This window comes from Mycobacterium kyogaense, assembly GCF_036946525.1.
In the GTDB taxonomy this organism is placed as follows: Bacteria; Actinomycetota; Actinomycetes; order Mycobacteriales; family Mycobacteriaceae; genus Mycobacterium; species Mycobacterium kyogaense_A.
This window is the reverse complement of sequence record NZ_JAQIIY010000013.1, coordinates 66,097-80,239: the sequence shown is the minus strand read 5'-3', so window position 1 is coordinate 80,239 and position 14,143 is coordinate 66,097. Positions and strand designations below refer to the sequence as shown.

The 14,143-nt window shown below is 68.7% G+C and carries 14 protein-coding genes; 6 read left to right on the top strand and 8 right to left on the bottom strand.

Annotated features, from left to right (window positions below; genetic code table 11):
• Positions 1-9 precede the first annotated feature (9 nt).
• From PGN37_RS11980 to PGN37_RS11970, 3 genes are all read left to right on the top strand, one after another.
• Positions 10-762 carry an acyl-[acyl-carrier-protein] thioesterase gene (locus PGN37_RS11980; RefSeq protein WP_335331244.1) on the top strand — a complete coding sequence of 251 codons (753 nt, stop codon included), beginning with the start codon at positions 10-12 and terminating at the stop codon, positions 760-762.
• Positions 763-854: 92 nt separating this feature from the next.
• Entirely contained in the window at positions 855-2,072 is a 1,218-nt protein-coding gene (locus PGN37_RS11975) for a histidine phosphatase family protein (protein ID WP_335331243.1), read from the top strand.
• Positions 2,073-2,179: 107 nt separating this feature from the next.
• Positions 2,180-3,028 (top strand): IclR family transcriptional regulator, encoded by an 849-nt coding sequence (locus PGN37_RS11970; protein WP_335331242.1) that lies wholly within the window; start codon positions 2,180-2,182, stop codon positions 3,026-3,028.
• Between the two features lies 1 nt (position 3,029).
• Here PGN37_RS11970 and PGN37_RS11965 read toward each other — a convergent pair whose 3' ends face one another.
• Entirely contained in the window at positions 3,030-4,157 is a 1,128-nt protein-coding gene (locus tag PGN37_RS11965; protein ID WP_335331241.1) for an acyl-CoA dehydrogenase family protein, read from the bottom strand.
• Between the two features lie 33 nt (positions 4,158-4,190).
• On the opposite strand from PGN37_RS11965, the gene PGN37_RS11960 reads away from it, so the two are divergent.
• Both PGN37_RS11960 and PGN37_RS11955 read left to right on the top strand, forming a co-directional pair.
• Positions 4,191-4,994, top strand: coding sequence for a hypothetical protein (locus PGN37_RS11960; RefSeq protein ID WP_335331240.1), 804 nt, complete (start codon positions 4,191-4,193; stop codon positions 4,992-4,994).
• 4 nt (positions 4,995-4,998) lie between these two features.
• Positions 4,999-5,751 carry an enoyl-CoA hydratase gene (locus PGN37_RS11955; RefSeq protein ID WP_335331239.1) on the top strand — a complete coding sequence of 251 codons (753 nt, stop codon included), beginning with the start codon at positions 4,999-5,001 and terminating at the stop codon, positions 5,749-5,751.
• On the opposite strand, the gene PGN37_RS11950 is transcribed toward PGN37_RS11955, so the two are convergent.
• From PGN37_RS11950 to pdhA, 3 genes are read right to left on the bottom strand one after another with little or no spacing between them, the layout of a single operon-like run.
• Positions 5,748-6,890, bottom strand: a complete 1,143-nt coding sequence (locus PGN37_RS11950; protein ID WP_335331238.1) for a dihydrolipoamide acetyltransferase family protein — start codon at positions 6,888-6,890, stop codon at positions 5,748-5,750. The two genes, PGN37_RS11955 and PGN37_RS11950, sit on opposite strands and share 4 nt — an antisense overlap.
• On the bottom strand, positions 6,887-7,906 hold the full coding sequence (locus tag PGN37_RS11945; protein WP_335331237.1) for an alpha-ketoacid dehydrogenase subunit beta: 1,020 nt from the start codon (positions 7,904-7,906) through the stop codon (positions 6,887-6,889). The genes PGN37_RS11950 and PGN37_RS11945 overlap by 4 nt, the downstream gene beginning before the upstream one ends.
• A 1-nt stretch (position 7,907) precedes the next feature.
• Positions 7,908-8,987, bottom strand: a complete 1,080-nt coding sequence (gene pdhA / locus PGN37_RS11940; protein ID WP_335331236.1) for a pyruvate dehydrogenase (acetyl-transferring) E1 component subunit alpha — start codon at positions 8,985-8,987, stop codon at positions 7,908-7,910.
• 316 nt (positions 8,988-9,303) lie between these two features.
• On the opposite strand from pdhA, the gene PGN37_RS11930 reads away from it, so the two are divergent.
• The gene (locus tag PGN37_RS11930; protein ID WP_335331235.1) at positions 9,304-9,693 is read left to right on the top strand and encodes a hypothetical protein; all 390 of its coding nucleotides are present in this window, start codon (positions 9,304-9,306) and stop codon (positions 9,691-9,693) included.
• Here PGN37_RS11930 and PGN37_RS11925 read toward each other — a convergent pair.
• From PGN37_RS11925 to PGN37_RS11910, 4 genes are read right to left on the bottom strand one after another with little or no spacing between them, the layout of a single operon-like run.
• Complete coding sequence (locus PGN37_RS11925) at positions 9,678-10,526, bottom strand: HpcH/HpaI aldolase/citrate lyase family protein (protein WP_335331234.1); 849 nt, start codon at positions 10,524-10,526, stop codon at positions 9,678-9,680. The two genes, PGN37_RS11930 and PGN37_RS11925, sit on opposite strands and share 16 nt — an antisense overlap.
• Positions 10,523-11,005, bottom strand: a complete 483-nt coding sequence (locus PGN37_RS11920) for a MaoC family dehydratase (RefSeq protein ID WP_335331233.1) — start codon at positions 11,003-11,005, stop codon at positions 10,523-10,525. Before PGN37_RS11920 ends, PGN37_RS11925 begins: the two co-directional genes overlap by 4 nt.
• Complete coding sequence (locus PGN37_RS11915; protein WP_335331232.1) at positions 11,002-12,162, bottom strand: acyl-CoA dehydrogenase family protein; 1,161 nt, start codon at positions 12,160-12,162, stop codon at positions 11,002-11,004. The genes PGN37_RS11920 and PGN37_RS11915 overlap by 4 nt, the downstream gene beginning before the upstream one ends.
• A complete protein-coding gene (locus PGN37_RS11910) occupies positions 12,159-14,141 on the bottom strand; it encodes an ATP-binding protein (protein ID WP_442932911.1) in 1,983 nt (660 codons plus the stop codon). Before PGN37_RS11910 ends, PGN37_RS11915 begins: the two co-directional genes overlap by 4 nt.
• Between the last annotated feature and the right edge of the window lie 2 nt (positions 14,142-14,143).

The following is a 14,143-nucleotide window of genomic DNA, read 5'->3' as shown; positions in this document are numbered from 1 at the left end:
TGGCCGGCGATGAGCAACGAAGACGTCGACCGTCGGTTGAGCCCGCTGCCCGACACCGGATACGTCTACCGGACGGAGTGGCGGGTGGCGACGGGCGATGTGGGTGACGACCTCAACCTGCGCCTGGACGGGGTGGCCCGCTACATCCAGGAGGTGGGCGCGGAGAACCTCGTCGACGCCGGCGAAGCGGAAGAGCACCCGCACTGGCTCGTCCAGCGCACCGTCATCGACGTGATCGAGCCGATCGCGTTTCCCAACGAGGTGACCTTCAGCAGGTGGTGTTCGGCGCTGTCGCTGCGGTGGTGCACCATGCGGGTGGATCTCGTCGGCAGCGACGGCGGCCGCATCGAGACCGAGGGTTTCTGGATCGCGATGAACGCCAAGACCCTGACCCCGCAACGCGCCACCGACACCCTGCTCGAGAAGTTCGGCACCACGACCACCGAGCATCGCCTCAAGTGGCGGCCGTGGCTGAAGAACCCGGACACGATCGAGAACACGGCGCCATTTGCCTTGCGCCGCACCGATATCGACCTCTTCGAGCATGTCACCAACACCGCCTACTGGCATGCGATCCACGAGGTGATGGCCCTGGCACCCGAGGTGTGTTCAGCGCCGTACCGGGCGGTCATCGAATACCGGAAACCGATCAAGTACGGCGAAGAGGTCACCATCGGCTGGACTCGCGACGGCGACGACGTCCACATCGCGATGACCGTCGACGACGATGTTCGCGCCGCGGCTCTGTTGCGGAGCCTCTGACGCAGTCTCGGTGAGTGAGACACGACCTTGTCCCGGGTCAACCCGCCGTTCACCGTGGTCCTGACCTTGACCAACGGCGGGAGGAACCCTTCATGACACAGGCGTCTGTCTCGGACGCGTCCCACGGGCAGCGAGGCGCCCTATGGCGCCTGCTCGGAGTCGCACTGGCCGTCACCGGCTTGCTGATCGGCGCGGCCGTGCCGGCCGCCGCAGCCGAATTGATGAGAGTGACCTTCATCCGGCACGGTGAGTCGGCGGGCAACGCGTCCGGCAACATCGACACCTCGACGCCCGGGCCGGTGCTCACCGCCAAAGGGCAGCAGCAAGCCGAGGCCGTCGCGGCTCTGCTCGCCGACAACAACTACGACGGCATCTATGCCTCGACGATGGTGCGGACACAACTCACCGCGGCACCCATGTCGCAGGATCTGCGGCTGCCCATCCAGGTTCTGCCCGGCCTGCAGGAGATCGAGGCGGGTGTGTTCGAAGGAACCCCGGAGAGCCAGGCGTCCAGCGGCTACGGCCTCTACCCGCTGGCGTGGGCCGTCCAGGGCAATCGCAATCTACGCATCCCCGGTTCGATCGACGGCAACGAATTCGACGCTCGGGTCGACCAGGCGCTCGCGACGATCTACGACAACGGCGACCGCAACCCGGTGGTCTTCTCCCACGGCGGCGCCATCATGTTCTGGACGATGATGAACGCCCAGAACCTCACGGCCGCACAGAAGATCGATCTCCTCAGAACCGCACCTCTGGGCAATGCCCAGTACGTGATCGTCGAAGGCAACGCCGACGACGGCTGGACCCTGGTCAACTGGAACGGCAAGCTGTTCGCCCCGGAGCCGACATTCGTCGCTGAGGTACAGCGCCAGAGGCGGACGCTGAACCGGCAACTCGCGAGCAGCACCCAGGAGTTCGTCGACTCGTTCGCCTCCCGCGACCTGGCCACCATCGCGACGGCGTTCAACGAGAGCATCACCGACGCGAAGTTCTCGGTCTCCAAGTACCGCCGCGCAGTCCGGGCCGAGATCATCGACCGCATCGGCGCCAAGAACCAGCCGGCACCGGCCGTGCTGCCCGCCGATGACAGCAGTGGCGCCGCGACAACCCGGGTCGCCAGTACCGAGGTGACCGAAGCGAGCGAGACGTCCGACGACTCGGCCACGCGGGCACCGAAACGCAACCGCGTGAAGAAGTCCGACGTCGCGGAGAAGTTCGACACGAGGAAGCCGTTCGGCAAGCGCCGCGGCGCTGCCGGGAACGGCGACGCCGACAGGGGCTCGGACACCCACGACGCGGCGGCCTGAACCGGCCAAGAGGAGACCCCGATCAGCCCCTCCGCCGACAGGTGGAGGGGCTGATTCGCGTGCCGATTTGATGCCGCGAGCGTGCGCCCGCCGCTACGGTGGCACAGGTGGGGCAGGCAGACGTCGAGGAGGCCGGCGCATCCTCGTCGATGGTGGCCCGGGTTTCCCTGATACTCAACGCCTTCGACCACGCAGGTACTCTGCTGCGGCTCGATCAGATCACGTCCCGGACCGGACTCCCCCGCTCGTCGACACACCGCATCCTGACCCAACTGCTCGCGACCGGACTGGTGCAGCACCGAGCCGATGGTTATCGCCTTGCCGCAGCGGGGTTACCGACCTCCGGCGATCACCAGCAGCTGCGCCGCGTCGCATCGCCCGTCCTGGAACGGCTGCAAAGCGACACCATGCTGGTCGTGCACCTCGGCGTACTCGTCGACGCCGAGGTCTCGTGCCTCGACAAGATCTCGGGCGGCAGCGGGATCGCTGTCCCGATCGGTGTCGGCGGCCGCACTCCCGCGCACGCCAGTGCACTGGGCAAGGCCACGCTGGCGATGATGGCCGCCGAGAACATCGATTCGGTCCTCGGGCCTTCGCTCCGCAAGATCACCCCGGCCACGATCGGTGACCTGCCCACCCTTCATCAGGAATTGGCCCGAATCCGGGCCCGGCACGGGCTCGCCTACGACGACCAGGAACTCGTGGTGGGTCTGGCCAGCATCGCCGCGGCGATTCGCACACCGGCCGGTGAGATCGCCGGCATTTCTCTGACCGGGCCGGCCCCCGCAGAACGACTGAAGAGAATGGCGCCGTTCCTGACCCGCGCGGCTCGCGGGATCTCCGACCGGCTGGGCGACGCGGTCACCCCGAGCGGTGTTCAGGCAGACCTGGCGGCTGTCACCGACGACATGCTGTCACGGGTGTTGCGGACGCTGTCCTCGGACGACTGGGTGTGAATCACCAGATCAGGTCATCGATACTGAGCCCCAACGCGCATCGACCGGCCACGGACAGCACCTGGTCGACGTTGCTCGACACATGCTTGCGCGCGGTCTGCACGTCGCGCCAGAGGCGTTCGATGAGCCGCTCGTCGTGGCCCGCGTCCTGCGAAACGGCCCGCACGGCACGGATCGCCCGTTCACATGCCATCACCTGATCTCGTCGGGTTCGCAATACCAGGGCGGTGTCAGGGTGTCCCCCATCGTCGACGCAGCACACGAGATCGCCCACATTGCGCTCGATCTGGAGCAGCGACAGCTCGATGTCCGTCGCCGACATGGCGATCGAATTCAGTGCTGCACGGCCCTCGGCCCCGCCCACACTCTGCACCGCACGCTGAGCCGCACCCAACAGCGGCATCGTTCCGGCCAGCGTGAACACCGTGGGTTGCGGGAGCCGATCCAACGCCGTCGCCGACACCTCACGGTCGAGGTCCAGCCAGCTGAACGCGCGATGATCCGGCACGAAGGCACCCGCGACAACGACATCGTCCGCACCGATCCCTCTCAGACCCAAGCCTTTCCACGTGGGTTCGACGACGTAGTCGGTGCTCGGCACCAGTACGGCCATGAAGTCCTGGGCAGCACCGTCGGCCCCGACGCGCAGTGCTGCGACGCTCAGCCAGGAGGCGTGTCGGGCGCCGGTGCATCTCGACCACCGACCGGACAGCCAGAACCCACCGTCTCGACGATGCAGCCGCCCCGTCGGGGCGTAGGACGAGCAGAGCAGGGCCCGCGGCTCCGCTCCCCAGATCTCGTCGAGGACGCGCGGGTCGCGTACCGACAGTCCCCAGCTGTTCACTCCGAGCCATCCGGCCAGCCAGCCCGTCGATGTGCACGCGGCCGAAAGCTCCCGCGTCGCTGACAGATACGCCTCGAGATCGGCGTCGACACCGTCGACGGGCTGCGACTGGAGAAGTGCGAAATAGCCCGCGTCGTGCAGCGCATCGATCACGCCCGGGTCCACCGCGCCGTTCCGGTCGACATCGCCTGCAGAAGCCGCGATGTCAGGAAGAAGGGTCCGCACCGAATCGAGGACAGATCGGGCAGACGGACTCGACGTCACCGTTGTCCGTGCCACGATCATGCTTAGCACGTCCCGTCGGCGAGAAAGGTTGGTATGACCGGTCCGGACATGCCGCTTCGCGAATTCGTCTCCCGCACCCACGAACTCGCCATCGCAGACAGCTCGCGCGCGTGGCTGGAAGCGATGTTCGACGCCGGCGCGGTCGAGGCCTCCGCTGCGGCCGGCGAGTGGTCGAACACGACCCTGGTCGCGGGAGCTCACCACGGCGAGGGTGAGCTCTCCGGCGGTCGCCTGACCGGACGGTGGAGCTCGGTCGTCGGAGCCCGCTACGCGGACTGGCTCGTACTGCCAGCCCGACACAGTGCGGGGTGTCGAGTCCTTATCCCCCGCGACAGAGTGACCGTCGACGCCAGGGACGGGGGCGCCGGGCTGGCTGACGCGGCCGCATCCGACGTCGCTGTCGACGCCGGCCACATCCTTGCCACCACACACGACGGGTCGGTCCTCGCCGCCACCGGAGCGGCCGCCGCCGTGGCCGGATCGGCCCGGGGACTCCTGCGCCGGCACGTCGAGCAATTGCGCAGCCACCTCGCGGCCTACCACGGCGGCACGACGGCGGATTCCGAGGCAGCTTCGGTGGCTCGGGCCGCGTCGGACATCGACGCCGCCGAGCTCCAGCTCACCGAGTCAGCTCCCGCACAGGCGGCTCTCGAGCCCACGGTGTGGGTGTGCCGGCAAGTCGTCGCACGAGCGCGGTCGGCTGCCGACCTCTTGCTCGAACACAGCAGACACGCGCTCGACGCGGACGACCCCGTGACGCGGCGGTGGTGCGATGTGGACGCCGGTGCTCGACTGGCCGTTCGCATGTTCGACGATCTGACGGCCTCGCTACGCTGAGCCGATGTCCGATCTGGTACTGACCGAGGTCACCGACCGCGTCGCCCTCATCACGGTCAATGATCCCGACCGCCGCAACGCGGTCACCGCCGAGAGTTCGGCGGCGTTGCGCACCGCGGTGGAGTCCGCCGAGGCCGACCCCGGGGTACACGCGGTGATCGTGACCGGTGCGGGCAAGGCGTTCTGCGCGGGTGCGGATCTGACCGCACTGGGCAAGGCCACCGAAGACGGGCTCCGGGTCATCTACGACGGGTTTCTCGCCGTCGCGGAATGCAGTCTGCCGACCATCGCCGCGGTGAACGGACCCGCCGTCGGGGCCGGCCTCAACCTCGCGCTGGCCGCCGACGTGCGCATCGCCGGCACGTCGGCGATGTTCGATCCTCGGTTCCAGAAACTGGGCATCCACCCCGGTGGCGGAGCGACGTTCATGCTGCAACGCGCGATCGGGCCCCAGGCCGCCAGGGCCGCGCTCCTCTTCGGCATGCGCTTTGACGCCGAGGCGGCCGTGCGGCAGGGGCTGGCACTCGAGGTCTCCGACGATCCCGTCGCCGCCGCACGCGCCCGGGCTGCCGGCCCGGCGTCAGCGCCGCGCGACGTCGTTCTCGCGACCAAGGCGTCGATGCGCGCGACGTTCAACCCTGGCATCACCGATATGCATCAGCACCACATGGCCGTCGACGTCGAGATAGGTCCCCAGGCACGCTCGATCGAGTCCCCCGAATTCGCCGAGCGACTGGCCGCTGCGAAACGCCGCTAGAGATCGAGCAGCGCCGACGCCGGCGACTCGATCAGCGCCCGTAGCTCGCCGAGGAACGCGCCGACCTGAGCCCCGTCGGCAACTCGATGATCGAATGCGCACGTCAATCGCATCGTCGGCCGAGCCACCACCTCGCCGTCGACCACCACTGCGCGCGGCCGCAGCGATCCGACGCCGAGGATCGCGGCTTCGGGATGGCTGATCACCGGCACGCCGTCGTCGAGCCCCAGCGCCCCGAAGTTCGACACGGTGAACGTCGACCCCTGCATCTGCGCCGGCGCGAGCCTGCCCTCACGGGCCGCCGCGACGAGCCGCCCGATCTCATCGCCGAGCTGGCGGGTGGTTCGGGTCTGGGCGTCTTTGACCACCGGAACCAGTAACCCGCGCGGCGCTGCCACCCCGACGCCGAGGTGAACCGCTGAATGGGCGTGGATGCGTGGCCCGTCGACGGTGTCCAGCCAGGTGGCGTTGAGCTCGGGATGGCTGGCGAGCGCCGCCACGGTGAACCGCAGCACCAGCACGAAAGGGGTCACCGATGTCGCGCCGACAGACCGGCAGTGGTCCCGTAGCCGCAGCAGCTCGGTCCCGTCGACATCCACCGAGGCGTGCGCGTCGGGAATCTCGCTGCGCGACTGCGCCATTCGTCGTGCCGTCGCCAGCCGCACACCCGTCACCGGCGTATCGGTCGCCGGGCCGGCCGCGGCGAGCACATCGGCACGCGTGACGATGCCGTCGGGCCCGGAGCCGTCGACGCGACCCAGGTCGACGTCGAGGTCGGCGGCCAGCTTGCGCACCGGCGGCTTGGCGCGGGCCCGGCGGCGGCTACCGTCGAGCGCGTCGTCGGCGCCGTAACCGACCAGCACCGGCGTACGCGCCGGCGCATCTCCGGCGGGCTGGCCCGTGTCGACGCGGACCAGCAGGGAGCCGACCCGCAGCGTCTCTCCTTCGGCGCCACCGAGTTCGGCGATCCGCCCGGCGAACGGACTGGGGATCTCGACTTCGGCCTTGTTGGTCTCGACGGTGCACAGCGTCTGGTTCAGCGTCACCTCTTCGCCGACGGCGACGGCCCAGCCGGTGATCGTGGCGTCCTCCAACCCTTCGCCGAGGTCGGGCACGAGGAAGTCCCGTGTTGCATTCATGGCCGGCTCATCGCGTCGTCGACACAGTCCAGCAGCCGGTCGACGCCTGGCAACCACAATCGCTCCAACCGGGCGGGCGGGTACGGCGTGTCGAATCCGGTGGCGCGCAGCACCGGCGCTTCCAGCTCGTAGAAGCATTCCTCCTGGATGCGGGCCGCCAGTTCGGCACCGAAACCCAGTGTGCGCGAGCCCTCGTGCATCACCACGGCGCGTCCGGTCCTGCGCACTGACGCTGTCACCGTGTCCATGTCCACCGGGTTCACTGTGCGCAGGTCGATGACTTCGAGGCTGGCATCCGATGTCTCGGCTGCCGTCAGTGCCGTCGCGACCAGCGAGCCGTACGTGATTACGGTGACGTCCTCACCGGGTCGCCGGATCGCTGCACGCCCCAACGGTTCGGCCGGGTTGCGGGTGTCGACGGGTTCCCTGGCCCAGTAGCGACGTTTGGGTTCGAGGAAGATCACCGGATCACGCTCGGCGATCGCGTATCTCAACAGCCAGTAGGCATCCGACGGAGTGGACGGGATCGCGACCTTGAGCCCCGCCGTGTGCAGCCAGTAGGTCTCGGTGGACTCCGAATGATGCTCCACCGCACCGATTCCGCCGAACGACGGGATGCGGATGGTCACGGGCATGTCGATATCGCCACGGGTGCGCATGCGGTATTTCGCGAGATGGCTGACGATCTGGTCGAAGGCAGGCGCCGCGAACCCGTCGAACTGGATCTCCGGCACCGGCACGAAGCCGCGGATCGCCATCCCGATCGCGATGCCGACGATCGCGGACTCAGCGAGCGGGGTGTCGAAACACCGTCCGTCACCGAACTTCTGGGCCAACCCGTCGGTCACGCGGAAGACACCACCCAGCGTGGCGACGTCCTCGCCGAAGACCAGCACCCTGTCGTCGGCGACCATCGCATCCGAGAGCGCCCTGTTGATGGCCTGCGCCATCGACAAGGTCTCCACCTCGGGCACGTCGTCGTCGAACCCGAAGGGCCGCTCGATCAGTTGCGTCATGTCAGGCCTCCTCGAGAGTGTCGGCAGCCAGTTCGGCGAGCAACGCATCCCGCTGGCGGGCCAGATCGGGCGTGATGCGGTGGTAGACGGTGTCGAACACTTCCCGGATGTCGGCGTCGGGCTCACCGAGCACGGCCTCCCGCAGCTCAGTGCGCAGCCGGTCCGCACGATGTGTGACTCGATCGTCCAACCGCTGCGACCACAGGCCCTCGCCCTCGAGGTAGGTGCGGTACCGGGCGATGGGATCACGTGCGCGCCAGCGGTCGACCTCGTCGGAGTCGCGGTAGCGAGTCGGATCGTCGGAGGTGGTGTGCGGCCCCATCCGGTAGGTCACCGCCTCGATCAGCGTGGGGCCCTTACCGGCTCGGGCGCGGGCGGCCGCTTCACTCATCACCGCGAAGCAGGCGAGGACGTCGTTCCCGTCGACACGCACGCCGGGCATGCCGTACCCGTCGGCGCGCTGTGCGATCGACGGCGCGGCCATCTGACGGTGCAGCGGCACCGAGATCGCCCACTGGTTGTTCTGCACGAAGAACACACACGGCGCCCGGTACACCGACGCGAGGTTCAGCGCCTCGTGCACATCACCCTCGCTGGTGGCGCCGTCACCGAGGAATGCGACGGTCACACTGTCCTCACCGAGGCGCTGGGCGGCCATCGCGGCACCGACGGCGTGCAGGCCCTGGGTACCGATCGGAATCGAGATGGGTGCGCAGCACTTGTCTGTGAAGCCGAGTCCGCCGTGCCATCTGCCACGCCACAGCGCGCCGACCTGCGGCGCGGAGATCCCCCGCACCAGGAACGCGCCGAGCTCGCGGTACTGCGGGAACAACCAGTCGGTCTTGCGCAGGCACGCGGTCGCGCCGATCTGCGCGGCTTCCTGCCCGCGACAGGACGCGTAGAGGGCCAGCTCACCCTGGCGTTGCAGATTGATGAACTCGGTGTCGAGCTCGCGGGTGACGACCATCGACTCGTAGAGCCAGGACAGGGTCTCGGGAGGCAGCTGTCTTCGGTATCGGGTTTCCGCCGTCGCGGCGCCATCGGGCGCGACGAGCGCAATCGGGTCGACGACACCGGCCATACCGCCTCCTAGGGTCACTGGCGGCGGATCGCGCCGTCAGTCGACTGAGGTGCTCAGCGCAGGGGCGGTCGGTGCCGACCTCTGGTGGGAGGTCTGTCCGTCAGCTGCCGGGGTGGGGCGCCAACGCGACGATGCGCTCCGACCGCCGAAGCACTGGGGCACTCCCCATGATGCCACCGAAGGCGAAGACACCCGGCCGCGTTGGGGCCGTGTCACCGATCAATCGGGTAGTGGACTACTCGCGCCACATCTATGTCGGCCCGCCAGAGTGGCGACTGCGACTCCATCAGCCCACTTCCCGGAAGGCGAATACCGAATGATCCTCACCTCGAACAAGACCACACAGGCGGCGTCCACCGTCGTGCCACTCATCGGGGTCCTCGCCGTGGCCCAGGCGGTGCTGTCGGCACCTGCCGTTGCGGAACCGCTGTCCTACGGGCCCGGTACCCATCACGTGGTCTTCTCCGCATTCGGCAGCGGGGAGGTGTTCAGCATCGTCACCGATCCCGACACCGGCCTGGTGCCCGACCACACGCCGCTGCCGTTCACCCAGACGCTCGACATCGGCCCTGACGTGACCATGCTCCAGGTGGTGGCCACCGGCCGTGACGTGCCGGGGCCGGGATGCTCCATCACGCTGGACGACGACGTCGTGGCGTTTCAGCCGATCGGCGGCAGTGGGCACTGCATCTACACGTTCCCCTGACCGGCGCCAGCCGCGGAACCGCCGGAGCGGGGCGCCAACGCGATGATGCGCTCCGCCCGCCGCAGCACCGGGGCATCCACCATGATGCCGCCGAAGGCGAAAACGCCCCGCTGCGTGCGAGCGGTGTCGAGAACGCTTCGTGCCCAGTCGATCTGCTCCGCGCTCGGCGCGTAGGCCGCCAGGATGACCGCGACCTGCGTCGGGTGGATCGCGACCTTGGCGTCGAACCCGACCGCGACCGCGTCGTCGCTCTCCGCACGCAAGCCGTCGACATCGGAGATGTCGAGGTAGACGGAGTCCAGGGCGAGCCGGCCGTAGGCCTTGGCGGCGAGCAGGCTCTGTGAGCGGACGTGGCGGGCGACGTCGCGGTAGGTGCCGTCGGGCCACCGGTTGGCGGTGCCGCCGGTCACCGCGAACAGGTCCTCCGCACCCCACATCACGGCGTAGGTGTTGTCGACCCGCGCCGTCTCGGTCACCGCCAGCGCACCCAATGGGGTCTCGACGAGCACGACGACGTCACGAGGCGCCAACGACGCCACCTGGTCGGCGGTTTCGGTCTTGGCAAGCATGACGGTGCCGTAGTCGGTCTCGGCGAGCGCTGCGAGATCCTGCGCGTGGTCCGCGGTGCCGACCGGGTTGACGCGGACGACGGTGCGGGCCGGGTCCAGCGGTGTCTCGATCAGTGCGGCGCGAGCGGCGGCGCGATCCTTGGCGGCCACACCGTCTTCGAGGTCCAGGATCACGACATCGGCTGCAGACGCGGCCTTCCCGAAGCGTTCGGGTCGATCGGCCGGGCAGAACAGCCATCCGGGACCGGGAGCGGCGAGCATCATGCCTCCCCGGCAGGACGCTTGCGCACCATGGTCTTTCGCGATGCGGTGGCGACGACGTCGCCGTGCTGGTTGCGGCCGGTGTGGGCGAATGTCACGATCCCCTCCCCCGGGCGGCTCTTGGACTCCCGCTTGTCGGTGACCTCGGTCTCGGCATACAACGTGTCCCCGTGGAACAGCGGTTTGGGGAAGGCGACCTCCCCGAAGCCGAGGTTGCCGACGATCGTGCCCTGCGTCAGCTGGGCCACCGACAGACCCACCAGCGTCGACAACGTGAACATCGAGTTGACCAGCCGCTGATGGAACGGCGGCAGCGCGTCGGAGAACGCGGCGTCCAGGTGCAGCGCCTGCGTGTTCATCGTCAGCGTGGTGAACAGGACGTTGTCGGCCTCGGTGATCGTGCGGCCCGGCCGATGCTGGTAGAGCACGCCGGTCTCGAACTCCTCGAACCACAGACCGCGCTGCACGACGACCCGTGTCACAGGCCGAGCTCCCGGCCGATCAGCATCAGCTGCACTTCCGTTGTGCCCTCACCGATCTCGAGGATCTTGCTGTCGCGGTAGTGACGCGCGACCGGGTACTCGTTCATGAAGCCGTAGCCGCCGAAGATCTGGGTGGCGTCGCGCGCGTTGTCCATCGCGGCTTCACTGGACACCAGCTTGGCGACCGCCGCGGCCTTCTTGAACGGCTTGCCCGACAGCATCAGTGCGGCCGCGTCGTAGTACGCCGCGCGAGCAGTGTGGGCTCGCGCCTCCATCCGGGCGATCTTGAACGCGATCGCCTGGTTGGTGCCGATCGCTCGGCCGAAGGCATGCCGTTCCTTGGAGTACTTCACGCACTCGTCGACACAGCCCTGAGCGGCGCCCACCGACAGAGCGGCGATCGCGATGCGACCCTCGTCGAGGATGCGAAGGAAGTTGGCGTAGCCGCGGCCCTGCTCGCCGAGCAGGTTCTCCTGCGGGACGCGTACGTCGTCGAAGCTGAGCGGGTGAGTGTCCGAGGCGTTCCAGCCGACCTTGTTGTAGGCCGGTTCGGCGGTGAATCCGGGGGTGGGCACCGGCACCAGGATCGAGCTGATCTGTTTCTTGCCGTCGATGTCACCCGTGACTGCCGTGACCGTGACGAGCTTGGTGATGTCGGTGCCCGAGTTGGTGATGAACTGCTTGCTGCCGTTGATCACCCAGTGGCCGTCGTCGAGGCGCGCGGTGGTCTTGGTCGCGCCCGCGTCGCTACCGCCGCCGGCCTCGGTCAACCCGAAGGCGCCCAACGCCTTTCCCGACGCCAATAACGGCAGCCACTCCTGCTTCTGCTCCTCGGTGCCGAACCGGTACACCGGCATCGCGCCGAGGGACACCCCGGCCTCCAGCGTGATCGCCACGCTCTGGTCGACCTTGCCGAGTTCCTCCAGGGCGAGGCACAGCGCGAAGTAGTCACCGCCCATGCCCCCGTACTCCTCGGGAAACGGCAGCCCGAACAAGCCCATGTCGGCCATGCCGTCGACGACCTCATAGGGAAACGAATGCTCCTCGTCGTGCTTGGCCGCGACCGGCGCGACGACGCTCTGCGCGAAATCGCGGACCGTCTTGGCCAGCTGCGCGTAGTCCTCAGGCAGCGTGCCCGTCGAGAGGAAGTCGGTCATTGCGGTTGCTCCTTGGTCGCCGTGATCCGGGCCAACACCTGGCCCACCTTCACCTGTTCGCCCGCGCCGACGAGGAGTTCGACCACTCCGTCGACCGGTGCGGTGAGTGCGTGTTCCATCTTCATCGCCTCGACGGTGACGACCACGGTGCCCGCCGCGACCGTGGCCCCGTCGTCGACGCCGACCGCCACGACCGCGCCCGGCATCGGGCTGGTCAGTTCGGCGTCCCCACTGTGCGCCTCGTCCGGCCGCACGGGTGCTTCACGCACCTCCTCGACCACACTCACCCGCCCCTGGCTGGCGAGCCACATCGTGCCGCCGTCGTCGGCGACAAGGTACTCGCTGCGGAGCCCGTCGACCGTGACCGTGAGTGTCTCGCCCTCGAGACGTGCATCGAGCGAACGCTTTTCACCGTTCTCCACGGTCGCTGTTGCCGCCTGCGGTGCGCCGGTCAGGTACACGTGGTCGGTGCGCTCGCCCGCACGCAATCGGATCGGTATCGGCGCGCGACCGGCGATGCGCCAGCCCGACGGCACCTCCCAGGGGCTCGCGGGCGTGGCCGGCCAGCTCGTCAGCCACCGGTACGCGGCGGCGGCGATCAGATCGTCCTCCCGCACGGGCGTGGGCGCGAAGTCCGGAACGCGGCGGTCGAGCAACCCGGTGTCGAGGCGGCCCGCGACGACGTCGGGGTCGTTCACGAGGAACCGCAGGAAGTCGACGTTGGTGGTCAGCCCCAGCACGACGGTGTCGGCGAGCGCAGCATCCAACGCCCGCAGCGCGCCCGCCCGGTCGTCGGCGTGGGCGACGACCTTGGCGAGCATCGGGTCGTAGTCGCTGCCGACGACGGTGCCCCGGGCCAGTCCCGAGTCCACCCGCACACTCGGTCCCTCGGGCTCGCGCAGCGCGAGCACGGTGCCGCCGGTCGGCAGGAAGCCGTGGGCGGGATCCTCGGCATAGACCCGCGCTTCGATTGCGTGCCCGTGCATCCGGATGTCGTCCTGGGCGACGGGCAGCGTCTCGCCGGCGGCGATACGCACCTGCAGCTCAACGAGATCCAAACCCGTCACCATCTCGGTGACCGGGTGCTCCACCTGCAGCCGTGTGTTCATCTCCATGAAGAAGAACTCGTCAGGCCTGTCGGCGGAGACGATGAACTCCACGGTGCCGGCGCCGGCGTAGTCGACGCTGCGGGCCGTGTCGCACGCTGCCGCGCCGATGCGCGCCCGTGTCGCCGCATCCAGCAGTGGCGAGGGCGCCTCCTCGATGACCTTCTGATGCCGGCGCTGGAGGCTGCATTCCCGTTCACTGAGGTGGACGACGGCACCGTGGGTGTCGGCGAGCACCTGCACCTCGATGTGGCGCGGGTTGAGCACGAACCGCTCGAGGAACAGGGTGTCGTCACCGAATGCGGAGGCCGCCTCGCGGCGCGCGCTGGCCAGGGCACCGGTTAGCTCACCGGCGTCGTGCACCACGCGCATGCCCTTGCCGCCACCGCCCGCCGACGGCTTCACCAGCACCGGGAAGCCGATCTCCGGGGCAGCCGCGATCAGATCGTCATCGGTGAGGCCGGGCCGGGAGATGCCCGGTACGACCGGAACACCCGCCGCAGACACCGTGGCCTTCGCCGAGATCTTGTCGCCCATGGTGCGGATCGCCGCGGTCGGCGGTCCGATGAACGTGATCCCCGCAGCGTCGAGGGCATGAGCGAAAGCGGCGTTCTCCGAGAGGAATCCGTACCCCGGATGCACCGCCTGCGCGCCGGTGCGTTCGGCAGCCGACAGCAGTGCGTCGATCGACAGGTAACTCTGCCGGGCCGGCGCCGGGCCGAGGCGCACCGCGACGTCCGCCTCGGCGACATGGCGGGCACCGGCATCGGCGTCACTGAACACGGCGACCGATCGGATTCCCATGGCGCGCAACGTGCGGATGACACGGACCGCGATCTCCCCGCGGTTGGCCACCATGACCGTATCGAACATCA

Excerpts from the sequence above, each read along its gene's own strand:
- PGN37_RS11980 (WP_335331244.1), top strand. The coding sequence starts at position 10 with ATGAGCAACGAAGACGTCGACCGTCGGTTGAGCCCGCTGCCCGACACC.
- PGN37_RS11975 (WP_335331243.1), top strand. The coding sequence starts at position 855 with ATGACACAGGCGTCTGTCTCGGACGCGTCCCACGGGCAGCGAGGCGCC.
- PGN37_RS11965 (WP_335331241.1), bottom strand. The coding sequence starts at position 4,157 with ATGATCGTGGCACGGACAACGGTGACGTCGAGTCCGTCTGCCCGATCT.
- PGN37_RS11960 (WP_335331240.1), top strand. The coding sequence starts at position 4,191 with ATGACCGGTCCGGACATGCCGCTTCGCGAATTCGTCTCCCGCACCCAC.
- PGN37_RS11955 (WP_335331239.1), top strand. The coding sequence starts at position 4,999 with ATGTCCGATCTGGTACTGACCGAGGTCACCGACCGCGTCGCCCTCATC.
- PGN37_RS11950 (WP_335331238.1), bottom strand. The coding sequence starts at position 6,890 with ATGAATGCAACACGGGACTTCCTCGTGCCCGACCTCGGCGAAGGGTTG.
- PGN37_RS11945 (WP_335331237.1), bottom strand. The coding sequence starts at position 7,906 with ATGACGCAACTGATCGAGCGGCCCTTCGGGTTCGACGACGACGTGCCC.
- pdhA (WP_335331236.1), bottom strand. The coding sequence starts at position 8,987 with ATGGCCGGTGTCGTCGACCCGATTGCGCTCGTCGCGCCCGATGGCGCC.
- PGN37_RS11930 (WP_335331235.1), top strand. The coding sequence starts at position 9,304 with ATGATCCTCACCTCGAACAAGACCACACAGGCGGCGTCCACCGTCGTG.
- PGN37_RS11925 (WP_335331234.1), bottom strand. The coding sequence starts at position 10,526 with ATGATGCTCGCCGCTCCCGGTCCCGGATGGCTGTTCTGCCCGGCCGAT.
- PGN37_RS11915 (WP_335331232.1), bottom strand. The coding sequence starts at position 12,162 with ATGACCGACTTCCTCTCGACGGGCACGCTGCCTGAGGACTACGCGCAG.
- PGN37_RS11910 (WP_442932911.1), bottom strand. The coding sequence starts at position 14,141 with ATGTTCGATACGGTCATGGTGGCCAACCGCGGGGAGATCGCGGTCCGT.